This window comes from Ruegeria sp. SCSIO 43209 (assembly GCF_019904295.1).
Taxonomy (GTDB): Bacteria; Pseudomonadota; Alphaproteobacteria; order Rhodobacterales; family Rhodobacteraceae; genus Ruegeria.
Genome location: NZ_CP065359.1, coordinates 970,040 through 990,713, shown reverse-complemented (window position 1 = coordinate 990,713; position 20,674 = coordinate 970,040). Strand labels below are relative to the sequence as shown.

At 59.7% G+C, this 20,674-nt stretch carries 26 protein-coding genes; 4 read left to right on the top strand and 22 right to left on the bottom strand.

The window, feature by feature from the left end:
- From I5192_RS05045 to I5192_RS04995, 11 genes are all read right to left on the bottom strand, one after another.
- Positions 1–663, bottom strand: coding sequence for a phage tail tape measure protein (locus I5192_RS05045; protein WP_170403101.1), 663 nt, complete (start codon positions 661–663; stop codon positions 1–3).
- Positions 650–859 (bottom strand): rcc01693 family protein, encoded by a 210-nt coding sequence (locus I5192_RS05040; protein WP_170403104.1) that lies wholly within the window; start codon positions 857–859, stop codon positions 650–652. Before I5192_RS05040 ends, I5192_RS05045 begins: the two co-directional genes overlap by 14 nt.
- On the bottom strand, positions 856–1,170 hold the full coding sequence (locus tag I5192_RS05035) for a gene transfer agent family protein (protein WP_170512020.1): 315 nt from the start codon (positions 1,168–1,170) through the stop codon (positions 856–858). The genes I5192_RS05040 and I5192_RS05035 overlap by 4 nt, the downstream gene beginning before the upstream one ends.
- The gene (locus tag I5192_RS05030) at positions 1,170–1,583 is read right to left on the bottom strand and encodes a phage major tail protein, TP901-1 family (protein ID WP_170396490.1); all 414 of its coding nucleotides are present in this window, start codon (positions 1,581–1,583) and stop codon (positions 1,170–1,172) included. The genes I5192_RS05035 and I5192_RS05030 overlap by 1 nt, the downstream gene beginning before the upstream one ends.
- Positions 1,584–1,603: 20 nt before the next feature.
- The gene (locus tag I5192_RS05025) at positions 1,604–2,017 is read right to left on the bottom strand and encodes a DUF3168 domain-containing protein (protein ID WP_223117895.1); all 414 of its coding nucleotides are present in this window, start codon (positions 2,015–2,017) and stop codon (positions 1,604–1,606) included.
- Complete coding sequence (locus tag I5192_RS05020) at positions 2,014–2,352, bottom strand: phage head closure protein (protein ID WP_223117894.1); 339 nt, start codon at positions 2,350–2,352, stop codon at positions 2,014–2,016. The genes I5192_RS05025 and I5192_RS05020 overlap by 4 nt, the downstream gene beginning before the upstream one ends.
- Complete coding sequence (locus I5192_RS05015) at positions 2,349–2,948, bottom strand: head-tail connector protein (protein WP_223117893.1); 600 nt, start codon at positions 2,946–2,948, stop codon at positions 2,349–2,351. The genes I5192_RS05020 and I5192_RS05015 overlap by 4 nt, the downstream gene beginning before the upstream one ends.
- A 171-nt stretch (positions 2,949–3,119) precedes the next feature.
- The gene (locus I5192_RS05010) at positions 3,120–4,298 is read right to left on the bottom strand and encodes a phage major capsid protein (protein ID WP_223117892.1); all 1,179 of its coding nucleotides are present in this window, start codon (positions 4,296–4,298) and stop codon (positions 3,120–3,122) included.
- Between the two features lie 34 nt (positions 4,299–4,332).
- Positions 4,333–4,878: an HK97 family phage prohead protease gene (locus I5192_RS05005; RefSeq protein WP_255612063.1), complete on the bottom strand. Its 546-nt coding sequence runs from the start codon at positions 4,876–4,878 to the stop codon at positions 4,333–4,335.
- A gap of 26 nt (positions 4,879–4,904) precedes the next feature.
- Entirely contained in the window at positions 4,905–5,123 is a 219-nt protein-coding gene (locus I5192_RS05000) for a hypothetical protein (RefSeq protein ID WP_170635229.1), read from the bottom strand.
- Positions 5,116–6,276, bottom strand: a complete 1,161-nt coding sequence (locus I5192_RS04995) for a phage portal protein (protein WP_223117891.1) — start codon at positions 6,274–6,276, stop codon at positions 5,116–5,118. The genes I5192_RS05000 and I5192_RS04995 overlap by 8 nt, the downstream gene beginning before the upstream one ends.
- 218 nt (positions 6,277–6,494) lie before the next feature.
- Here I5192_RS04995 and I5192_RS04990 point away from each other — a divergent pair, with 218 nt between their 5' ends.
- Positions 6,495–7,223 (top strand): hypothetical protein, encoded by a 729-nt coding sequence (locus I5192_RS04990; protein ID WP_223117890.1) that lies wholly within the window; start codon positions 6,495–6,497, stop codon positions 7,221–7,223.
- Between the two features lie 279 nt (positions 7,224–7,502).
- Positions 7,503–7,757, top strand: coding sequence for a hypothetical protein (locus I5192_RS04985; protein ID WP_170396475.1), 255 nt, complete (start codon positions 7,503–7,505; stop codon positions 7,755–7,757).
- Positions 7,758–7,830: 73 nt separating this feature from the next.
- Here I5192_RS04985 and I5192_RS04980 read toward each other — a convergent pair whose 3' ends face one another.
- From I5192_RS04980 to I5192_RS04970, 3 genes are all read right to left on the bottom strand, one after another.
- On the bottom strand, positions 7,831–9,201 hold the full coding sequence (locus I5192_RS04980) for a DNA-packaging protein (RefSeq protein WP_255612062.1): 1,371 nt from the start codon (positions 9,199–9,201) through the stop codon (positions 7,831–7,833).
- Positions 9,110–9,454: a hypothetical protein gene (locus tag I5192_RS04975; RefSeq protein ID WP_039536221.1), complete on the bottom strand. Its 345-nt coding sequence runs from the start codon at positions 9,452–9,454 to the stop codon at positions 9,110–9,112. Before I5192_RS04975 ends, I5192_RS04980 begins: the two co-directional genes overlap by 92 nt.
- A gap of 180 nt (positions 9,455–9,634) precedes the next feature.
- Positions 9,635–10,522: a DMT family transporter gene (locus I5192_RS04970; RefSeq protein WP_223117889.1), complete on the bottom strand. Its 888-nt coding sequence runs from the start codon at positions 10,520–10,522 to the stop codon at positions 9,635–9,637.
- 325 nt (positions 10,523–10,847) lie between these two features.
- Here I5192_RS04970 and I5192_RS04965 point away from each other — a divergent pair, with 325 nt between their 5' ends.
- The gene (locus tag I5192_RS04965) at positions 10,848–12,107 is read left to right on the top strand and encodes a DEAD/DEAH box helicase (RefSeq protein ID WP_170396469.1); all 1,260 of its coding nucleotides are present in this window, start codon (positions 10,848–10,850) and stop codon (positions 12,105–12,107) included.
- A 113-nt stretch (positions 12,108–12,220) separates the two neighbouring features.
- On the opposite strand, the gene mltG is transcribed toward I5192_RS04965, so the two are convergent.
- From mltG to fabD, 7 genes are all read right to left on the bottom strand, one after another.
- Positions 12,221–13,378 (bottom strand): endolytic transglycosylase MltG, encoded by a 1,158-nt coding sequence (gene mltG, locus I5192_RS04960; protein WP_223117888.1) that lies wholly within the window; start codon positions 13,376–13,378, stop codon positions 12,221–12,223.
- Positions 13,379–14,644 carry a beta-ketoacyl-ACP synthase II gene (gene fabF / locus I5192_RS04955; protein ID WP_170403139.1) on the bottom strand — a complete coding sequence of 422 codons (1,266 nt, stop codon included), beginning with the start codon at positions 14,642–14,644 and terminating at the stop codon, positions 13,379–13,381.
- Between the two features lie 203 nt (positions 14,645–14,847).
- The gene (locus I5192_RS04950; protein WP_170396463.1) at positions 14,848–15,591 is read right to left on the bottom strand and encodes a HisA/HisF-related TIM barrel protein; all 744 of its coding nucleotides are present in this window, start codon (positions 15,589–15,591) and stop codon (positions 14,848–14,850) included.
- 123 nt (positions 15,592–15,714) lie between these two features.
- Positions 15,715–16,254: a GNAT family N-acetyltransferase gene (locus tag I5192_RS04945; protein WP_170646374.1), complete on the bottom strand. Its 540-nt coding sequence runs from the start codon at positions 16,252–16,254 to the stop codon at positions 15,715–15,717.
- 141 nt (positions 16,255–16,395) lie between these two features.
- A complete protein-coding gene (locus I5192_RS04940) occupies positions 16,396–16,629 on the bottom strand; it encodes an acyl carrier protein (protein ID WP_008756330.1) in 234 nt (77 codons plus the stop codon).
- A gap of 210 nt (positions 16,630–16,839) precedes the next feature.
- Positions 16,840–17,577 carry a 3-oxoacyl-[acyl-carrier-protein] reductase gene (fabG, locus tag I5192_RS04935; protein WP_170396459.1) on the bottom strand — a complete coding sequence of 246 codons (738 nt, stop codon included), beginning with the start codon at positions 17,575–17,577 and terminating at the stop codon, positions 16,840–16,842.
- A gap of 44 nt (positions 17,578–17,621) precedes the next feature.
- A complete protein-coding gene (gene fabD / locus I5192_RS04930) occupies positions 17,622–18,560 on the bottom strand; it encodes an ACP S-malonyltransferase (protein ID WP_223117887.1) in 939 nt (312 codons plus the stop codon).
- 172 nt (positions 18,561–18,732) lie between these two features.
- Here fabD and I5192_RS04925 point away from each other — a divergent pair, with 172 nt between their 5' ends.
- Positions 18,733–19,962 carry a cytochrome b/b6 domain-containing protein gene (locus I5192_RS04925; protein WP_223117886.1) on the top strand — a complete coding sequence of 410 codons (1,230 nt, stop codon included), beginning with the start codon at positions 18,733–18,735 and terminating at the stop codon, positions 19,960–19,962.
- Between the two features lie 53 nt (positions 19,963–20,015).
- On the opposite strand, the gene I5192_RS04920 is transcribed toward I5192_RS04925, so the two are convergent.
- Positions 20,016–20,588, bottom strand: coding sequence for a YceI family protein (locus I5192_RS04920; RefSeq protein ID WP_170422240.1), 573 nt, complete (start codon positions 20,586–20,588; stop codon positions 20,016–20,018).
- Between the last annotated feature and the right edge of the window lie 86 nt (positions 20,589–20,674).

The window sequence follows — 20,674 nt, the reverse complement described above, 5'->3', positions numbered from 1 at the left end:
TTATCTGTTGCGATTGCCGCGGCCCAATGCGCGGCTCATCTGCGCCGCGATCTGGCCTTGAGAGCGGCGGAACCCCTGCACATCCGGTGTTGAGATATTCATCACCACGTTGACCGCTCGCGCGCCGCCCTGTGACCGCACACCCAGCTTGCCATCGGCCCCGCGCGCCAGTGGCATGATCGCCTCGGGACCCGCCTCACCCATCAACCCGGTGCCGCCTCGCATCGGGAACATGGTCGGGCTGCTAACGACCCCACCATTGGCAAACGGCATCACACGGCCCTGAGAAAAACTGCCGCCATCGGCAAAGGGCAGTATCCCCTGCACCAAGCCACCCACCCCATTGGCAAGCATCCCGCCGAAATGATCCGTCACCGGTTTGATCGCCGCTGAATACGCCGTGCGGATCATCGAGTTCTTCAGCACATCCAGCGCCCCCGACAGGTTCATCCCATCCAGCACCACGCCATCAAAAGCCTTGCGCAACCCGCCCGACATGCCACGCTCCAGCGTAGCCACATCCTTTCCGGTCTCTTCAAACGCGGCCTTGATCCGTCGCATCTGGCCATCAAATGCCGAGGCCATGGTCGCCGCATCGCCCAGCGCATCACCCAGCGCCTCTCCCCGCTCCTGCAGGTCGTCAAAACCATCACGATCCGTCATTACGCTCTCCTTGTGTCTTGTCCGGATAGGCCGCCAGCAGCGCATCCAGCCCTGCCCGGTTCATCGCGGGCATCCCGGCGCCCTGCCCCAGCATCAGCCGCAGCTCAGCCGGGGTCAGACGCCAGAACTGATCCGGCGTCAGGCGAAGGCCGAGGAACCCGGCCCGCATCAGTACGGCCCAGTCGAACCCGCTCACTCGGGCACCATGAAGGCCCGCGCCAGCAACTCGGCTGCCGCCTTGGCCCCCGCCATCGGCCCGCCCGCAATCTCGGCATGCAGCAGATCATCGCGGGTCACCTGAGACCCGCCGCCGCGCAGCCCGGCAACAAGCAACGCCAGCACATCGCCGCTGGAATACGCGCCACCCTCGAACCGCTGCACCAGCTCGACCAGAGACCCGGCCTGCAGCTCTTGTTCCAATTCCGCCAAAGCACCCAATGTCAGCTTGAGCACCCGCTGCTCCCCATCGATTGTCAGCGCCACCTCGCCCGTCCACGGATTGGCCATCAGAGCGCCGTAAAGCTCAGCGCGCCGGCGCTTGCCATGCTCATCTCGTAGGTCGCCTCACCGTTATGCGAGCCCGCATATTCGATGCTGCTGACCTGAAACGGGCCTTCGACAATACCGAAATCGGGGATGATCACCTGAAAGCCGGGCGTCTCACCGTCAAAGAACAGCTGGCGCGCACGCTCATCTGTGCCCGCATCCTTGAACACGCCCGAGCCCGAAATAGCGGCCGATTTGACCCCGGCCCCCGACAGCAGCTCGCGCCACCCGCCCTGACTTTCCAGGCTGGTCACATCCACACTTTCCGCGTTGAAACTGATACGCGTGGCGCGCAGCCCCGCGATGGTCTCGAACAGGCCGGTGCCGTTCATATCCACTTTGACCAACAGGTCTTTTCCATTCTGGGCAGCCATATGCTCTCTCCGTTGATTGCTTAGTCGTCTTCCACGCGGGCGCGGAATCTCAGATCGATCTGGCGGATCGCGCCGCCGGTTCCCGTGCGTCGGGCGCTAGCGCGTTCGAACCACAGCCCCACCAGATGGCCCCGGTCCAAGCTCAGCGCCGCACCTTCCAGCGCGTCACACACCGCGCCCGCCAATGTCTTGGCCGCACTGAAGCCCGCCGCCTCGGACACCACCGAAACCGTGAACCGGTGCAATGCGCCCGCCCCCGACCGGTCCGAGGCGTCCCGCACCTCCTCCGGCCCGAGCGTCACATAGGTCTGAGGCAGCACCCCCGATGGCACCGCGTCATAGATCGCACCGCCTGACAGCGAACCCACCTGCGCATCGCCAGAAAGCCGTTGAAACACCGCCGCCTGCAAAGCCGCTGCAACGCCGTAACTCATGCCGCCACCTCTTCATCTGCGAAACAGGTCAGGTACTGGCCGCGCCCATCACGCTCGGCCACCGCACGAATGACAAACCGGCGCGTCCCTTCGACAAAGCGCTGATCCGGTGTGGGCCTCATTTGGGACCCCTCGGGCGCGCCCCGCACGACGATCCGGTACCCTACCCGCGACACCGAAGCGCCACCGACCGCGCGTTCCGCCCCACTGCGCGCCGTGACTTCCGCCCAAAGTGAGCCCAGCGCGGCCCATGTCTCGGTGTATCCCCCCGCGCCATCCGGATTGCGCACCGGGGCCTCCAGCACCAGTTTGCGGCTCAATAGCGGCGTGCTCATTGCGTCACCCCTGCACCGAAGCGCACTGTGCGGTAACGCTGGATCAGACTTGTCACACCAAACGGCATGCACCCCGCACCCAGCGCCGTCTCATCGCGGTATTCATAGTAATGCGCCGCCAGCAGCAGCACCGCTTGCCCCAGATCAGCGGGCAGCCCGCCCCAATCCGCAGCCATTCCGGCCGTGAAAACGATCTTCACCGAGGCGCCGGTCTGCGCCCTTGGCAAACAGGCCCCAACCGGACGCAACCGAGGGCGCTGCATGTCGCGCTCCAACCGATAAGCTTCGGCGTCCACAACCGTCTCGGTCCCCGCAGCATCCGTCAGCGTGACCGCAGCAACCGAGACCGCCGGGGCCACCGGCAGCACCTCACCTGCTGGATCGCGCCAACCGTTCAGGCTCCACGAGAAATTCCGTTCGATCAGCACCTTGCCGGTTCGCGCCTCAATCGCTGCAATGGCCGCACGCAGAAAGCCATTCAACACCTCGTCCTGCACATTGCCCTCGGCAAACCCCGTGCCCAGCCGCAGATGCGCCTTGAACTGATCCACCGGCAGCGCCGCATCCGCGATGGCGGTTTCTTCGATCAACATCATCTATTCACTCCGCAATCTCGGACCCCTCCGGGGCCGTATCCTTGGAAAATGACGGGCACGCGCCGCCCCACGTTGCTCGGACGGAGGGGAGCAGCTAGACAACGCGGGGGATATCACCCCGGCCCGCGCCCGCCGCCCGAGGGGCCAGTGGCCCCCCGGATCCGTCACCGCTTAGGCAGTGCCGAATTTCACCAGCTTGATCGCAGCAAAATCGCTCACGTCGCCGCCGACGCGCTTGGTCGCGTAGAACAGGACATGCGGCTTGGCGCTGAACGGATCGCGCAGCACGCGCAGGTCGGGACGCTCGGCAATGGTGTAGCCCGACTGAAAATCACCAAAAGCAATCGAGTAGCTGTCGGTCGCCGCATCCGGCATGTCCTCGGCAATCAGCACCGGGTAACCCATCAGACGCGCGGGCTCACCGGCGGCCAGACCGTCCGACCACAGGAAGCGACCATCGCTGTCCTTCAGCTTGCGAATCAGACCCGCGGTTTTCGAGTTCATAACGAAGGTGCCATTCACCCGGTACTGCGCGCCCAGCGCATAAACCACATCCACAATGGCATCCGCATCGACACCGCCATCAATGCCCGTCGCGATATAGCCCAGGCTGTCCCAACCCCAGCTGCCATTCTCCACCGTCCGGTGGTTCAGAATACCCTTGGGCTTGTCTACGCCATCGCCATTGATGAACGCCGCCGCCTCGGCGCGGGCGAACTTGTCGGCGATACGACCGGCCAGCCAGCCCTCGACATCAAAGGCGCTGTCGTCCAGCAGACGTTGCGACGCTTTGGGCAGCGCGCTCAGCTCGTGCAGCGGGATCGAGATGCGGTCAATCGACGGGGTCGATGTCTCGGCGGTCGCCGAGGTCTCATCCGCCCAGCCCGCACCCACATCGGTGTGGTCGATCAGCACGTCGAACGAGTTCGCCTCGACATTCACCACCGCCGCAATCGAGCGGATCGAGGCGGTCGAGTTCAGCACCGACTTGATCATCTCAGCCGTCTGCGGATCAACCAGATAACCGCCATCACTGTTCACCGCGCTCGACAGCGATTTGGCTTCAATCTCCAGCCCGCGCAGCCCGTCATCCTCGCCCGAACGCACATAGGCGTCGAATGCCTTCTGGTGCGGTGCGCCGTCCTCGATCGAGGCCGCAAGATGCGGGCGTGCCGCGATGGTTGATTTACGATCCAGCATGGTCAGTCGCTCTTCTGTCTGTTGCAGTTGTGTTTTAACTTCAGCCTTCAGGTCCTTGAATTCATTCACGAAGCCAGCCATCGCCTGCTTCACCTCCTGAACCAGGGGCGCACCCTCTCCGGTCAAGGCCGGGGTCTCGGTCTTGCTCATCAGCACTTCCTTTTTGGGTGGGTATTGAGGCGCGCTAGGTCCGCGCCAGCTCCTGCCGGGCGTCGTTGAACACCTCGGCAATACTGCGCCAGGTGTTTTCAACGTCAGGCTCAACGCCCTTCGCCGCCACCCGCGCACTGGGCAACATCGGAAAGGTCACCAGCGACACCTCCCATAGCTCCAGTTCCGTCAGGACCCGCTGGCCCTTGTCATTCTTCACGGCCCGCTTGGTGCGATAGCCAATCGACAGACCATCCATTGCGCCCGCCCGGATCAACTCGGCCGCCTCACGGCCTTTCTGCGTGCTCTCCAACAGACGCCCCTTGACCCAAAGGCCCCGGTCGTCCTCGCGCACCTCGTCCCAGACGCCGATGGGCTGCGCCGGATCGTGCTGCCACAGCATCTTGACCCGCTGACCCGCCTTTGCCAGCCCCTCCAGCGAGCCCGTATACGCCCCGCGCTGCACCACATCGCTGCCCTGATCGACCTGCTCAAACAGGCTGGCATACCCTTCGATCACCGCATCCCCGGACACCGACAACCCGTCGCCAAACCGAGCGAATTTTTGTTCTAAATCCATGAACTTCTCCATGTAACCCACTGACATTACGGCGCTACCACCAGTAACGACTGAAACGCCTGCGCCAAAATCACCGCCGCCACGCCGTAAACCGTCAGCCACAACCGCTTCTCCAGCCGCTCCATCATCTCTTCGATCTGATCCAGCCGCCGACACAGGTGGGCGTGCTGGATCTCGGCCACCCGCTCATGTGCGGCCAGACGCAGGCCCGGCGCGCAGTCGAACGGAGGATAACCGTCACCCATCGCCACGCTCCGGCAGCCCCAGCAACGCGCGCTTTTCCGCATCCGTCAGGAAATCCGCCCCGTTGACCCGCGCCCATTGCGCATCCCGTTCCGCCGACAGCGCCGGCACCTGATCCAGATCAGGCTTCAGCATCAGATCCTCACCGATAAAGCCCGCCAGCCATTCTGACACCGCCGCCGCCACCCGCGTCACCAGGGGCAGCACGGTCAGGCGATAAAACGCCCGGTTGGCCTCCTGATAGTTCGAATAGGTCGCATCGCCCTGGATCCCCAGCAGCATCGGCGGGACCCCAAAGGCCAGCGCGATCTCGCGGGCGGCGGCTTCCTTGGTCTTTTGAAACTCCATGTCGGACGGAGAGAACCCCATCGGCTTCCAATCCAAGCCCCCTTCCAGAACCATCGGACGCCCAGCATTGCGCGCCCCGCGATAGTTCTGCTCGATCTCATCCGACAAACGCCGGAACTGATCCTCGGCCATCACCCCATGGCCGTCACCCTTCCACACCAGCGCCCCCGAAGGCCGCGCCGCATTGTCCAGCAGTGATTTCGACCACCGAGACGCGCTGTTATGCACATCAATCGCCATCGCCGCCGCCTGCATCGGTGAAAATCCGTAATGATCATCCTGAGGATGGAACGATTTGATATGACAGATATTTTCCGCCGCAAACCGGTGCTTCTTGCCGCCCACGGCATAGTCATACGCCTTGGGCCAGCCATCCGCCCCCGGCACCACGCTCATCCGGTCGGATCGCAAGACATGCAGCTCAACCGGCAGCCCCCCATCGGCCTGAACCGCCTCGATATAGGCATTGCCCGACAGCAACAACTGCCCAAACAGAGCTTCCATCAACTCCGCCCGCCCCTGCGCCGCATTGGGACGACGCATCAGCGAAAGGATCGGATGCACATCATAGCGCTGCGCCTGATCCTGCAGCACCAGAGGCAAGGCCGCCGCCGCCTCGGCGATCAGCTTGACCGATCGAAACCCCACCGGATTCCCCGAAAACCCCGTCCGCGTCAGCGACACCGCATCCCGAGGGCTCCACGCCACGCGCCCACCCGTCTGCCACGCCACCACCGGCCCCGCCGCGCTCGCCTTCGCCTCAGGCGCTGCCTCAGCCGATCCACGACGCAAGAAATCGAATACCATCTGTGCTCCTTTCTGCCGCCGCTCTACCCGGCTTGTTGAAAGGAGTTATGACGGAAAGAAGTTTAGGGCTTGAGAATGGAGCGTACGGGGGGTGGGCAACGGACTAAAAGCTGACACGAACCAAGTGAGTCGCAGCGCGTGCTTCAACATAATCTCGACAAAATAAGAGTGCTTATCGTCACCAAGAGCAATCAAAGCACTGAATCTGGGATTTTCTTGTGTCCACAATCTCTAAACTAATTTTCAATTTCAAACGGAAACGGCTGCTTCGCAAACTAAACAGGGCGAACACGTTCAAACAGCTACAACTTCAACACAGCACTCCAGAAGAATTTCTTGAAGCAGAGCAAAACGCCGAACGCAGAGTAGCTACACGGCATCTCCGTCCAGACTGGGAAGCCGCCGCACAAGTAATCAACATGCACGAAACTCCTCCAGACAGTCATGAGGGGCGGGCTTTTCTGAATACCTTGGATACACATGACATTCACTATCTGGCTGAGCGGATTTCCTATGACGCAATGTACGATGAGGCTTGGGTTTTAGCTTTCATAGAGCATCCCGCATGCGATCTCGGCACCGGATGGCTATTGTTTCTTGGCTCCGGCTCACCGACGGGTATTGAAAAGTATCTAAGAGAAAATGCCGACGAAGATAGACCGTTTGGGTTCTATAAAGACGATGTCGAAAGAAACGACGCCATACTGGTTCGTATGAACGCGCGGGATTTCAAGACGCGAAACTTTGCTCCGAAAAACCCCAAGCGCATTCGTGAATACAAATTAGAAATACAGGGTGCTTTGGACGAAGGTTATTCACTAAGGTGGCAAATCCCCGACGATGCTTTCGCTGGATTGAGAGGATTTGACGCCAAGTCCAAATACGAAAAATCCGGTGATGATGTGTTTATTGACTTCGAGCTTTGGCTCGCGAGCCGTCAGAACTAATTTCGGCTCTTTGCCTGTCAGCCGTCTCACAAACTCCGCACCCTCGGCCGCCGATACACCCCCAAAGGCCCCACAACCAACTCATGCAGCGCCCACACCAGCGCGTCGACCCGGTCTGGTGAGCCCCATCCAGCATGGCCAATTGTAAGATTTAGCGGCTCGTTGGACATTTAACCCAAATCCTTTGCCATCGCCGCCAAGTTCTTGTGATTTCTTGCCACGGCTGTTGCCTGCGTTTCACATGCCCCCACGTGTGCTTCAAATTGAAGAGGCCACCCGATGACTGAAAACGAACCTGCACCGTCCGGACACTCCGATACGAACAATAACTGGACCAAGGAACCTACTGCTGCCGACAAACACGTCTACGAGGTGTTTGCCTCCAACGTAGTCGTTCTTGTGCAGCTGCTTGATGACTACAAAACCATGATGTCGCCGGATGTCCACGCAAGGCTGTTTTCTTCGCTGCTGACGTTGTCCCGGTTGCTCGGCGAATACGAGGACAGTTGGAATCAAGAATACCCAACGCCCTGAACCTGAATGCGCCCAGCGAAAGATCAGCCCTTTAGGAGAAATATGATTGTTTGTAGAGCACCCCTCAGAGTGCTCACAAACTCCGCACCCTCGGCCTTCTAAACGCCCCCGCAGGCCCCACAACTAACTCATGCAGCGCCCAGACCAGCGCGTCGACCCGGTCGGGTGAGCCCTGCCCTTCGAACCCGCGCGCGGTCATCTGGCACATCTGCTCCTCCAGCGAGTCCAACCCGGCCAAATGGGCCACACGCCCCTGATCGTATAGCGCCGCTACAGGCTCGGCCCGCGCGACCTTTCCGCGTGACGCCCGCACCGCGCGATAAGGCACCAGAGGGTCCACCTGCCGCACGACCTCTTCCACCAGTTGCCCGCCCTGATTGACCTCGGCCACCAGCCGTTCAGCCCCGAACTCATCCATCGCGTCAATCGCCGCCTGCGCCCAGCCAGCCGGGCCAACGCCCTGCACCGTCCGGTCAGCCAGTACATAGGCCCGCCAGTCCTCGGGTGGCCCCTGTAGCTGAGCACCAACGACCACGATCCCGCAGGCATCCGCATCCGACCCCGCCGTCACCGCCGGGTCCAGCGCCACGACAACCCGGTCCAATGCGGGCACCTGCGCACAGCGCGCCGCCTCCAGCATCGAACCCGTCCACAACGCGCCCTCAGCATCCGACAGCAACACCCCGTCTAATTCCTGCCGCCCCAGCCGCGTGCCGGCATAGCGCGCGCGTACCTCTTCCAAAAAGGAACCCGCCAGATTGGCCCGGTTCGCCTCGGTCGGCGCGTGGGTCTGTACCGTGGACGGAGACGCCAGCAACTCCTTCAAAACCTTCACATTGCGCGGCGTCGTGGTCACACAGACCCGCGGCCGTTCCCCCAGCCGCAGCGCAAATTGCAACATATCCCAGGTCTCTCCAGCCTTCTTCCACTTGGCCAGCTCATCCACCCAGGCCGCATCGAATTGCGGCCCCCGCAGCCCCTCGGGATCATGCGCCGAAAACGCCTGCGCCTCGGACCCGTTAGGCCAAACCAGCTTGCGTTCAGACGCCTTCCAAACAGGCCGCCGATCCGGCGGTGAACACTGCAATATCCCGCTATCCCCAAAGATCATCACATCGCGCACCTGATCAAATGTCTCACCGACCAGAGCCACACGACACGCCTGCCCCCGATCCAGAGGCAAAGACCCCTCGACCACCGACCGCACCCATTCGGCCCCCGCCCGCGTTTTACCGGCCCCGCGCCCGCCCATGATCATCCACGAGCGCCAGTCACCCTCGGGCGGCAACTGATGCGGTAGTGCCCAGAACTCGAACAGGAAAGGGAGGGCACACAGCCCCCCCTCCCCGATCTCACTCAGAAATCTGTCCTGCACCGCAGCAGGCGCGGAGGCGAGCCAGCCTGCACCCGATCTCAGATCGTGCCCGATCAAGGTCGAGCGCATAGCCCCCTTGGGCAATTCCGGCTTGTCTGTGATGTTGTTCGACAAAGCTTGTCTCCACTTTCTGGCAACTGCGGATCAGCCCCTCTAGCTGACCCAGTTGCTTGCCTGTTCCGGCAAGGTCTGCATCCTCCCCGGCACCGATCTGTTTTCGCAGTTCTTCCGCCGCTTGGCGCAGATCGCGAATGGATCGCTCAAGCGACTGCAATAAATCAGCCGTCTGAGAAATCCGCTCTTCCGGGGTAATCAAAGTCATGTTTGCCTGTGACCTCATGCGTGAGTTTTTCCGCACGAGAGAAACGAAAAACGACCGCCGGGTCGCCCCGGGGCCGTTGCCCACCTCTTCTAGCATGACATAATTCGTACCAAGAAAAGCGCGCAAAGTCAATGCGTTACGCAACGCAGATGCAACACCCGGCGTCCGATCCGTTAACGATCAGCCCCGCATGACCTCAAGAAACGCAGCGCTTACGATCAAAGCCGCACCCAATGCTTCTCTCATCCCAAACGGCTCGCCCGAGAAGACCGCCGCCGAGATCAGGCCCACCACAACTTCGCTCATCAGCAGTAGACCAACGCGTGCCGGGGTAAGCTTGGTTGCGGGCCAAATCGTCAGAAAAAACATCGGCAAGGTGTACAGGACCGACAGCAACGCGACCGGGCCGATACGTATAACCATCTCGCCGACTGCCTCTGATGACGCCAAACCGCCGCCGAATGGAACGCTCAGCAGAGACAACACCAAAGCGCCTGAAACAAAGGCAAAAACCTGCCCCGGAACAGAGATACCGGACGTCCGATAAAGCCCCAGAGATCCCATCGCCCAAGTGATCCCCGAGATCAGGGCCAGCCAGTCTCCAGTATTGCGCGGCCAGGGAAACCCCTGTTCTCCGCCAAGCACGATGAACATGCCACCCAGACCGCAGAGTAAGCCCAGCACGCGCGCCGGGCCAAGACGTTCACCCAGAAACACCATTCCAAGGATCGTTCCCCAGACCGGTGTCAGATAGAACAGCAGGATTGACCGGACGACATCTGTGTAAACCAGACTGATGGTAAACAAGCTGAACGCAGCACCGGTGAACATCCCGCTGAAGATCAGCCCGCGCCAGTCTTTCAAAAGCGCTTGCCGTTCGCGCATCAGGAAGGGCGTCAGTACGATCAACGCCGAGGTGTACATCACAATACCGGGCCATGGGCCATCCAGTCCTTGGTCGACAAAGTGGCGAACCGGAATCCAGTACAGCCCCCACATCATCCCGCCGATGACAAGGGCGACGCTGGCGGTCCTCAAATCCGCTCCGTCTAAAGCTCTGAATGTCATGACCCGACTCATAAAACCTTCCGAACCGTATCTGGCAAACGCGCAACCCGCGCAAGCTTATAGCCGACACGGCGCTTGACAATCGCGACCGCAAGGCGCATGTGCCCCTCAAACAGCGCTACCGCGTGAGCACGTGGGCGACACCGCCCCCAACAGCGCCCGATTCACCCATAGTTCCCCATCACGCAGGGTTCTTGACGCGACAATCAGATGCTGCAGGGAACGCCTGCACGTCCTGAGGTTTCGCACAACCCCTGCCGGTCGCGGAAGCGGCCCATCACGACTTGCCCGTGGACCTTTGCCTCGGGCTATAAAGGATAGTTATTTGTTCGACTTCGATATGCTGGGCCTTGCGCCCGCTCTAAATGATGCGCTCAAACGCGCCAACTTCACTCAACCGACCCCGATCCAGAACCAGGCGATCCCGCTGGCCCTGAATGGTCACGATATCCTTGGCCTCGCCCAGACCGGTACAGGTAAGACATTGGCCTTTGGCCTGCCGCTGATCGACCATCTGCTGGCCCAGCCCGGCAAGCCCGATCCCAAAACCGCCAAGGCGCTGATCCTCGCGCCCACCCGCGAGTTGGTCAACCAGATCGCCGACAGCCTTCGCAACTTGACCAAGAAAACCAAGATCCGCGTCGCGACCGTGGTTGGCGGTCAGTCGATCAACAAGCAGATCATGTTTCTGGCGCGCGGCACCGACATTCTTGTCGCCACCCCCGGTCGCCTGATCGACCTGATGGATCGCGGTGCGGTTAATCTGGGTTCAGTCAAGCACCTCGTACTGGACGAGGCTGACCAGATGCTCGATATGGGCTTCATCCATGCCCTGCGTCGGATCGCGCCGGAACTGGGCACGCCGCGCCAAACCATGCTGTTCTCAGCCACCATGCCGAAGCAAATGGAAGAGCTCAGCCGTGCCTATTTGACCAACCCGCAACGGGTGCAGGTCTCGCCCCCCGGCAAAGCAGCCGACAAGATCACGCAGTCGATCCACTTTGTTGAAAAGCCTGCAAAACCCGCCAAACTGCGCGAGATCCTCTCGGCTGACATGGACGCGCTGACGCTGGTCTTTTCTCGTACCAAACACGGAGCGGAAAAGCTGATGAAGGGGCTTGTCGCCGATGGCTACAATGCAGCCTCGATCCACGGCAACAAAAGTCAGGGCCAGCGCGACCGCGCAATCAAGGCGTTCCGCGCCGGTGAGGTCAATGTTCTGGTCGCTACCGACGTCGCCGCGCGCGGCATCGATATTCCGGGCGTGGCCTATGTGATCAACTACGACCTGCCCGAGGTACCGGACAACTATGTCCACCGCATCGGCCGCACCGCTCGTGCAGGCCGCGAGGGCGAGGCCATTGCCTTCTGCTCGGCGGAAGAGGTCGACCTGCTGCGTCAGATTCAGAAGCTGATGAAGATCGAAATCCCGGTCGCCAGCGGTGAGATGCCTGAAGCAATCTCACCAAAGAAAACCCCGCGCCGTCCAAGCAACCGCCGTCGCGGCCCGAAACCTCAGCACTCTGGTGCGCCCAAACCGGGCGGTCAGAGACGCCGCCGACCGCGTCGCGCGAAAGCGGCCTGAATAAGAAACGGCCCGGTCGATTGACCGGGCCGTTGCTTTGTCGGGGTCAGAGATTCGTGTTGTACAAGTCGGACAAAGGGCCGTTTCAAACCTGTACAACACGGACGATTGAATCAGTTCCCGGAATTCCGCTCAGCCTCGATCTCACGCCACTTTGCGACGTTGCGATTGTGCTCTTGCAGGGTCTCGGCAAAGGCATGACCACCGGTTCCGTCCGCAACAAAGAAGATGAAATCCGTGTTGTCAGGTGCCACTGCAGCCTCAAGGCTCGCGAGACCCGGATTGGCAATCGGGGTGGGTGGCAGCCCTTCGATAACATAGGTGTTCCAAGGCGTCGCACGGCGCAGTTCGCTTTGCCGCAAACCGCGACCCAAAGTACCCTGCCCTTTGGTTACACCATAGATCACCGTCGGGTCTGTCTGCAGCCTCATACCTTGGTTCAGACGGTTAACGAAAACGCTGGCTACCTGGCCACGCTCTTCCGGCTGACCTGTTTCTTTTTCGATGATCGAAGCCAAAATCAGCATCTCTTCGGGGCTGTTCAGAGGTAAACCATCCTGACGCCCCTCCCACGCTGCGTTGATTCTAAGCTGTTGTTTTTCCTGCATTTCAGCAAGAACTGCATTCCGATCTTCACCGGGTCTGACCTCATAACTGTCAGGGGCCAACATCCCTTCAGCGGGCAATTCTGCTACTTCGCCGGTTAGCAAATCCATCGCCTTTAGCGACTCGACAATCTGCCAACTGGTGACGCCTTCAGCTAACGAGATGCGATAACGCGTATCCGCCTCACCGCGTTTTTCTGCATAAACTTCCGGGGCGTCCTCTTCGCCGATCACAAAGGAAGCCACCTCATCAAAATCCAGAGTCGCCGGGTTCAGTTCCCGCACGCGGGTCTGCATACGGGTCACGCCAATGCGGTATTCGATCTCGGTCCCGCAAGTGCTGGCACCGCTATGAGTTATGTCGTCGACGATTTGCTCCATCGACGCGCCTTCGCGAACCAGAAAGCTACCCGCTTTCAGCTGCTGAGATTTGTCTGTGTAATCAGCAGCTAAGCGGAAAATCAACCCGCTGCTGATCGCACCTTGATCCTCGAGGTCACGGCTGACCCGTGTCATGTTGGAGCCTGGCTTTACCTGCAGGCAGATCGCGGTTTCCAGCGGTCCTTCGGACTTGTATTGCGACTGCCCCCACAGGACGACACCGCCCATCAGGAACAGCCCAACGATCAGTATTGTCAACGCGTTCGAAGCGAGCGCTCGCCACATTTAGTTGACCTTTCCGAAGATCACACTTGCATTGGTGCCGCCGAAGCCGAACGAATTTGACAAGGCCACGTTGATCTCACGCTCGCGCTTGGCATTCGGGGCCAAATCGATCGGAGTTTCAACTGCTGGATTGTCCAGATTGATCGTCGGTGGTGCAACCTGATCGCGGATCGCAAGGATTGAGAAAATCGCCTCAATCGCGCCAGCGGCGCCCAGCAGGTGACCAGTGGCCGATTTGGTCGAAGTCATCGTCGCGTTGCTGGCGTGATCCCCCAGCAGGCGTTCTACCGCGCCCAGCTCAATCGTATCCGCCATGGTCGAGGTCCCATGCGCGTTAATATAATCCAGATCCTTCGGCTCAAGCCCCGCACTACGCAGCGCTGCTTTCATCGAGCGTTCGGCCCCATCGCCATCCTCGGACGGCGCGGTTATGTGATAAGCGTCACCCGACATCCCATAGCCCAGAACCTCGGCATAAATCTTGGCACCGCGCGCTTTGGCGTGTTCGTAATCCTCAAGAACTACAATGCCTGCACCTTCGCCCATGACGAAACCGTCGCGGTCGATGTCATAGGGGCGGCTCGCTTTCTTCGGGTCATCGGCGTATTTGGTCGACAGCGCCTTGCAGGCGTTGAAGCCGGCGATACCGATTTCGCAAATACAGCCCTCGCCGCCACCTGCGATCATCACGTCTGCATCCCCGGCGCGGATGATGCGGCTGGCATCACCGATCGCATGGGCACCGGTCGAGCAAGCAGTCACGACCGAGTGGTTCGGCCCCTTGAACCCATGACGGATCGAAACCTGCCCCGAGGCCAGATTGATTAGCGCGCCCGGGATAAAGAACGGAGAAACCCTGCGCGGACCTTTGTCGCGGATCAGGTTGGCCGTGTTGGCAATTGATCCCAGCCCACCGATACCGGACCCAATCAGAACGCCCGTGCGCAGGCGGTCTTCTTCGTCTTCGGGCAGCCAATTGGCATCCTTGCAAGCCATCTCGGCTGCAGCGATGGAATATAGGATGAAATCTTCAATCTTGCGCTGTTCTTTCGGCGGCATCCAATCGTCAGGATTAAACGTCCCGTTGGTGCCATCTCCGCGCGGCACTTCGCAGGCATAGGTCGTGGTGACCCCGCTTGCCTCGGCATCAAACTGCGTGATTGGTCCTGCGCCGGATTCTCCATCCAGCAGCCGTGACCATGTTTCCTCGACCCCACTGGCCAAAGGAGTGACCAATCCAAGACCGGTTACAACGACTCTGCGCATGAAGTGCCTCTTGCCTGCTTCCTGTTATGAGAACCGCTCATACCCCGGCCCGGGGTGCGGGGGCAAGAGCAACGGCATATTCTGAACCGGCATCCTTGTGCCGTAACCTGTTCAAATCCTCTGTCAATTGAGTTGAACGATGCCTGAAAGGCAAAAACCCGCCCTTCCTTCAACGGGAAAGGCGGGTCGTCTGGTACTGAAGTTTACTGGAACTCGGCGACTGGCTCGTGTGCCGATTGGGCGACCTCCAATGCTTCGGACAGATCGACGGACTTGCGGAACAGTGCCCGGCCAACGATCGCACCCGAAATATTCGAGATATAGGCGAGACGAGAGATATCGTCGCTGGTACGCACGACACCGCTGGCTATGATCGGTGTACGCGATTTTTCGGCCAGTCCTGAAATCAGACCCAGCTGCGCTTCGACGTCTTCCATATCGCTATCGATATCGGTCACCAGAATGGCAGCAAGAGGCGTATCCGCGAAAGCTTCGATGAAGGCTTCCGGGGTAAACGCACTTTGGCTGCGCCAACCTTCGGTCATCACTTGCCCTTGCCAAACATCAACCGCCAACACGATCTGGTCGGGATAAAGCTTGGCCAGTTCCTTAACTAACTGCGGGTCCCAGGCCGCAAGTGTGCCAATCACGATTCGACCGGCCCCTTTGTTGATCCAATGTTCAACATGCTCGCGGGTCCGCATCCCCCCTGCCAGCTGCACTGACATTTCAGAGGAGCGAATGATTTCTTCGATCAGTTCGGAATTGGTATCCCGGCCTTCGATCGCGTCAAAATCCGTAAGCTGCATCCATTCCGCTCCAGCCGCAGACCAGCCGCGCGCGGTCTCGACCGGATCGACATGCCAGATCATCGCTTCATCCAGACGCCCCTTGTCCAGCGTAACGCACCGACCGTTCTGCAACTCCATCGTGGGGTAAATCATCATGATTCATATCCTCCGCTGAATCATTCCGTAATTCCACGATAGCATAGAGTCTCAATTTGCCGCTTTGTTTCACAAGATCGGCAAAGCTCGTCCATTTTGCGGCATCGCACTGCCCAATGCGTTTCACACCCGTGCAGGAGGTCCATCACGGCGAAACAGATGAACGGGCGTGTCGCGGTATTCAGCTTCGCGCAACAGCTTGTAGCCCAGCTTTTCAGCCAATCGCTGTGAGGCTGCATGGTCCGCGTCGATCAGCGCAACCAACGGGCCCGGTATAATCCGGTCGAACCAGTCGTGCGCCGCCTGCGCGGCCTCACACCCGTATCCTTGCCCCTGCATGTCCGGGGCCAGAACCCAGCCGGCTTCGGGAAAACCATCAAAATCATCGCCCAGAGACCGGTTGCCATAGAAGAACCCGGCTTGCCCGATCAGAGTACGATTCGACTGCAGCATCACACCCCATTGACCGAACCCGGTCATCTGCCAATGTCCAGCGTTGCGCAGGAAAGAATCCCACGCCTCGCCGCGCGTTTTCGGGGTGCCTCCGATATGGCGTACAACTTCGGGGTCGCGCCAGATTTCGGCGAACCGGTTGAAATCCTCGGGGCGCATTGCACACAAGGTCAGACGCGCCGTATTGATCATCGGGGTGGATCTTATCATGCCCTTGCCCGCTCAGAAACTTGCCTCAGGTGTCAGAGTGCGGAGCCTCAACGCCTCAAAGCAAGCGCGAAATGTGGCAGAGCATAAAAAAACGGCGCTTCCGTTGCCCGGAAGCGCCGTTTTTGTCTCAGTCAGGTCAGCTTAGGAAGCTTCGCTGATGAATTTGACCGCGTCGCCAAAGGTCTGGATGGTCTCGGCTGCGTCGTCCGGAATCTCGATGCCGAACTCTTCTTCGAACGCCATTACCAGCTCAACGGTGTCCAGGCTGTCTGCGCCCAGATCGTCGATGAACGAGGCGTTTTCGGCAACCTTGTCCTCTTCAACACCCAGGTGCTCAACAACGATCTTCTTTACGCGATCTGCGACGTCGCTCATGTCTATTCCTCATTTCAATTTCAGGGCTGTCCGCCCGGTTCTGCCCTTGCCCGTTCGGGGTGGACTTGTTTTGCCCTTTCCGGGCGGTTTGGGTCCCGGGTCCCCGGGAAATCAGAGAACCGGCCCTTGGACCGGTTCCTGCGCATATGCGCCGCCTATAGCACAGACAACGCACAAGGCAAACGCTTTCGCGCCCACCCTGAATTGCGATTACAACATGGCCATACCGCCATTCACATGCAAGGTGCTTCCGGTAACATAACCTGCTTCAGGGCTTGCCAGATACAGCACAGCGGCTGCGATTTCCTGCGGATCACCCATACGACCGGCCGGAACCTTGAGCAGCAGACCCTTCTTTTGCTCATCCGTCAGCTTCTCGGTCATCGCGGTGGTGATAAAGCCCGGCGCAACCGCATTAACGGTAATGCCACGGGTCGCAACCTCATGCGCCAGCGCCTTGGAAAAGCCGATCATGCCGGCCTTGGAGGCAGCATAGTTCGCCTGCCCTGGGTTTCCGATCGCAGCCACAACGGACGAGACATTGACGATCCGACCCCAGCGCGCCTTCATCATGCCCCTGATCACGCCTTTGCACAGCTTCATCGTTGCGGTCATGTTCACGTCGATCACGCTCTGCCATTCTTCATCCGACATGCGCATGAACAAGTTGTCGCGTGTGATGCCTGCGTTGTTCACCAGAATATCAACCGAGCCCATCGCCTCAGCCGCTTGTTTCGGCAGGGCCTCGACGGCTTCGGGATCGCTAAGGTTACACGGCAAGACATGCGCACGATCGCCAAGGCTGTCGGCCAGAGCTTGCAGAGGCTCCACGCGCGTTCCGGAAAGGCCAACAGTTGCACCAGCGTCGTAAAGCGCGCGGGCGATATCGCCGCCAATACCACCCGAAGCACCGGTGATTAACGCATTCTTACCTGTCAAATCAAACATCTATGTTTCCTCTCTGGCCGCCGAAACCGGCGGCTGTCCCTTGTTCATGCGCCGGGGTTAACGGCTTTTTGTACATCTTCAGGCGTCCCGACCGCTGTGCACGCCAATGCTCGATCGATCTTGCGGATCATTCCCGACAGAGCTTTGCCCGCGCCGATCTCCCACGCTTCGGTCACACCCTGCGCGACCATGTACTGTACGCTCTCACGCCACCGAACCGAGCCGGTGACCTGTTCCACCAGCAACTGACGGATCATATCTGGATCAGCCACAGCTTCGGCGCGAACATTCGCAACCAAAGGCACGGCAGGCGCTTTGATTTCAACCGAGGCCAAAGCCTCTGCCATTACATCTGCCGCAGGCTGCATCAGCGCACAGTGAAATGGAGCACTTACCGGCAACATAATTGCACGCTTGGCACCTTTTTCCTTGGCGATCTCGGCTGCGCGCTCAACAGCGGCTTTTGAACCAGAAACGACTACCTGGGTTGGGTCATTGTCATTGGCAGCCTGACAGACCTCATCTTGCGCGGCCTCTTCCGCAACGGCGCGCACCGCTTCAAGATCGAGCCCCAGAATGGCGGCCATTGCGCCCTCGCCCACCGGCACTGCACTTTGCATCGCCTGCCCGCGCGTCCGCAGCAGGCGGGCAGTATCGGCAACCGTCAAAGCTCCGGCCGCAGCCAGCGCCGAGTATTCACCCAGCGAGTGACCCGCCACATAAGATGCCATTGAAATCGAAACGCCTTCGGCCTCAAGTGCGCGCATTGCGGCCATCGAGGTTGCCATCAGCGCGGGCTGTGCATTCTGAGTCAGGGTCAGCTCTGCGATATCGCCTTCCCAGATCAGATCGCTCAGTTTTTCGCCCAAAGCCTCATCGACCTCATCGAAAACGGCGCGGGCGGCTGGATATGCCTCAGCCAAGGCCTTGCCCATTCCGATGGTCTGGGCGCCCTGCCCGGGGAAAACAAACGCGCGTGTCATTGGTGCCTCTTGCGTGACGTCAGATTTCGGCGGGGTTTAAACTGACAATCGGCGCGGCACAAGCATTGCCTGCGTTCTGCATCAGGACACCTTTACTGTGCATTTCTCTGTCTTGTGTCCACACGGCATCCATTTAACTTACCCTCAATTCAGAAACTCGGAGAGCCAATCGATGCCCCTTACCAACACCCGGTCCAGCTATGGTGGTGTAACCAAAGCATTTCACTGGCTGACGGCGCTACTGATCCTGACGGCTCTGCCGCTGGGCTGGTTCGCGAACCAATTGGCCCATGCGATTTACGATCCGAGCATTTCCACGACCGAGGATGACATCGCCCGCGCCGCCCAGCTGTTTTCACTGCACAAAACCATTGGTGTTACCGTGTTCTTCGTCGCACTGGCCCGAATCCTTTGGGCTGTTACCCAGACGAAGCCGGGCTTGCTGAACGCTGAAAACAAACCCGAGGCCTTCGCCGCCGAAACTGTGCACTGGCTGCTGTACGGCTCGCTTGTACTGGCTCCGCTCAGCGGCTGGATCCACCACGCCGCCACCGACGGCTTCGCGCCGATCCTATGGCCCCTTGGTCAGAACCTGCCGCTTATTCCGAAGTCAGCTTTCCTTGCAGACATCAGCGCCAGCCTGCATTGGCTTTTCGTCTGGGCCCTGGGTGTGGCGCTCGTGCTGCACATAGCGGGCGCGCTGAAACACCATGTCGTGGACAAAGACAGTACCCTGCGCCGTATGCTGCCCGGCCAATCGGACGCGCCGGAACCCCCGGCACAGCACCATTCCATTGTTCCCGCCTTCGCCGCCTTGGCAATCTGGGGCGCGGTGCTGGTCGGAGGTTGGTCCACCGGTGTCTTTGACGACCAGTCCAAAGCAACCGAAGACACGGCCGAACTTGCGCAAGTTCAATCGGAATGGGAGGTCGAAGACGGATCCCTGTCGATTACTATCTCGCAATTGGGCAGTCCCGTAAGCGGCGAGTTTGCTGACTGGACTGCAGCGATAGCGTTTGAGGATCCCGCCGAGCCGGGATTGGCCGGTTCCGTCGATGTAACGATTGCCATTGGTTCACTCAGCCTCGGCACAGTCACCGACCAAGCGATGGGTGCGGATTTCTTTGACAGTGCGCAGTTTCCTACGGCTCAATTTAAGGCCGACCTGTTCAAAACGGATGCGGGTTATGAGGCGCGAGGACCTCTGACAATCCGGGACAAATCTATCGATGTCGTCCTGCCATTTACGCTGGAACTGGCCGACGATGCAGCGACGATGTCGGGGAATCTGGAACTCAACCGAATGGATTTCGACGTTGGAACATCGCAACCCACCGAAGATTCGTTGGGGTTCACGGTTATCGTGGCAGTCGAATTGACGGCAGAACGCGACAACAAATAGAAAACCGCCGGGGCGCATAACCCCGACGGTTTCTTTTTGGGATCATGAAGGGATTAGTCGGCCTTCTGTGCCTCGATCGAAATCTTGACCTCGACCTCGTCACCCACGAATGGAGCGAATTGGCCCAAATCAAAATCGCTGCGCACCAGCGTTGTGGTGGCGTCAAATCCGGCCCATGGCTTGCCCGCCATCGGGTGTTCACCCACTTGGTTCAGCTTGGCATCCAGAACCACGGATTTGGTGACACCATTCATGGTCAGATCACCGGTGATGTTGGCTGTGTTCTCGCCAGTGACCTCGATACCAGTTGAAGTGAAGGTCACCAGATCACCTTCGGCTGCGCCAAAGAAATCTTCGGTCATGAAGTGATCTTCGCGCGGTTTCCAACCGGTGATCATCTCAACGACCGGCATCGAAACAGTCACGCTCGATGCTGCCGGGTCTTCCTGATCAAACATGATTTCGCCCTCAAAGCCCGAAAACATGCCCGTGGTGGTCGAAAAGCCAAGGTGGTTCCAACTGAAGATGACCTGGCTATGGCTGGAGTCCAAAACGTATTTTTCAGCACTGGCGAATGCTGTGGTCGCCGATACGGCCAAAGCAGCAGCAATAAGGGTGGATTTCATAACAATCTCCGCAATGGTGTTGTTGCAAACCGGGTGGGTTGCTCACCTACGAAAATGTGCCGCCCAAGGGCGGCACACAAGTTTTT

Excerpts from the sequence above, each read along its gene's own strand:
- I5192_RS05045 (WP_170403101.1), bottom strand. The coding sequence starts at position 663 with ATGACGGATCGTGATGGTTTTGACGACCTGCAGGAGCGGGGAGAGGCG.
- fabD (WP_223117887.1), bottom strand. The coding sequence starts at position 18,560 with ATGACACGCGCGTTTGTTTTCCCCGGGCAGGGCGCCCAGACCATCGGA.
- I5192_RS05035 (WP_170512020.1), bottom strand. The coding sequence starts at position 1,170 with ATGGCCAATCCGTGGACGGGCGAGGTGGCGCTGACAATCGATGGGGAG.
- I5192_RS04925 (WP_223117886.1), top strand. The coding sequence starts at position 18,733 with ATGCCCCTTACCAACACCCGGTCCAGCTATGGTGGTGTAACCAAAGCA.
- I5192_RS05015 (WP_223117893.1), bottom strand. The coding sequence starts at position 2,948 with ATGATGTTGATCGAAGAAACCGCCATCGCGGATGCGGCGCTGCCGGTG.
- I5192_RS05000 (WP_170635229.1), bottom strand. The coding sequence starts at position 5,123 with ATGGGTGACGGTTATCCTCCGTTCGACTGCGCGCCGGGCCTGCGTCTG.
- I5192_RS04995 (WP_223117891.1), bottom strand. The coding sequence starts at position 6,276 with ATGGTATTCGATTTCTTGCGTCGTGGATCGGCTGAGGCAGCGCCTGAG.
- I5192_RS04940 (WP_008756330.1), bottom strand. The coding sequence starts at position 16,629 with ATGAGCGACGTCGCAGATCGCGTAAAGAAGATCGTTGTTGAGCACCTG.
- I5192_RS05030 (WP_170396490.1), bottom strand. The coding sequence starts at position 1,583 with ATGGCTGCCCAGAATGGAAAAGACCTGTTGGTCAAAGTGGATATGAAC.
- I5192_RS04950 (WP_170396463.1), bottom strand. The coding sequence starts at position 15,591 with ATGATGATTTACCCCACGATGGAGTTGCAGAACGGTCGGTGCGTTACG.
- mltG (WP_223117888.1), bottom strand. The coding sequence starts at position 13,378 with ATGTGGCGAGCGCTCGCTTCGAACGCGTTGACAATACTGATCGTTGGG.
- I5192_RS05010 (WP_223117892.1), bottom strand. The coding sequence starts at position 4,298 with ATGAGCAAGACCGAGACCCCGGCCTTGACCGGAGAGGGTGCGCCCCTG.
- I5192_RS04975 (WP_039536221.1), bottom strand. The coding sequence starts at position 9,454 with ATGACTTTGATTACCCCGGAAGAGCGGATTTCTCAGACGGCTGATTTA.
- fabG (WP_170396459.1), bottom strand. The coding sequence starts at position 17,577 with ATGTTTGATTTGACAGGTAAGAATGCGTTAATCACCGGTGCTTCGGGT.
- I5192_RS04970 (WP_223117889.1), bottom strand. The coding sequence starts at position 10,522 with ATGACATTCAGAGCTTTAGACGGAGCGGATTTGAGGACCGCCAGCGTC.
- I5192_RS05005 (WP_255612063.1), bottom strand. The coding sequence starts at position 4,878 with ATGGATTTAGAACAAAAATTCGCTCGGTTTGGCGACGGGTTGTCGGTG.
- fabF (WP_170403139.1), bottom strand. The coding sequence starts at position 14,644 with ATGCGCAGAGTCGTTGTAACCGGTCTTGGATTGGTCACTCCTTTGGCC.
- I5192_RS04985 (WP_170396475.1), top strand. The coding sequence starts at position 7,503 with ATGACTGAAAACGAACCTGCACCGTCCGGACACTCCGATACGAACAAT.
- I5192_RS05025 (WP_223117895.1), bottom strand. The coding sequence starts at position 2,017 with ATGAGTTACGGCGTTGCAGCGGCTTTGCAGGCGGCGGTGTTTCAACGG.
- I5192_RS04980 (WP_255612062.1), bottom strand. The coding sequence starts at position 9,201 with ATGCGCTCGACCTTGATCGGGCACGATCTGAGATCGGGTGCAGGCTGG.
- I5192_RS04920 (WP_170422240.1), bottom strand. The coding sequence starts at position 20,588 with ATGAAATCCACCCTTATTGCTGCTGCTTTGGCCGTATCGGCGACCACA.
- I5192_RS05020 (WP_223117894.1), bottom strand. The coding sequence starts at position 2,352 with ATGAGCACGCCGCTATTGAGCCGCAAACTGGTGCTGGAGGCCCCGGTG.
- I5192_RS04945 (WP_170646374.1), bottom strand. The coding sequence starts at position 16,254 with ATGATAAGATCCACCCCGATGATCAATACGGCGCGTCTGACCTTGTGT.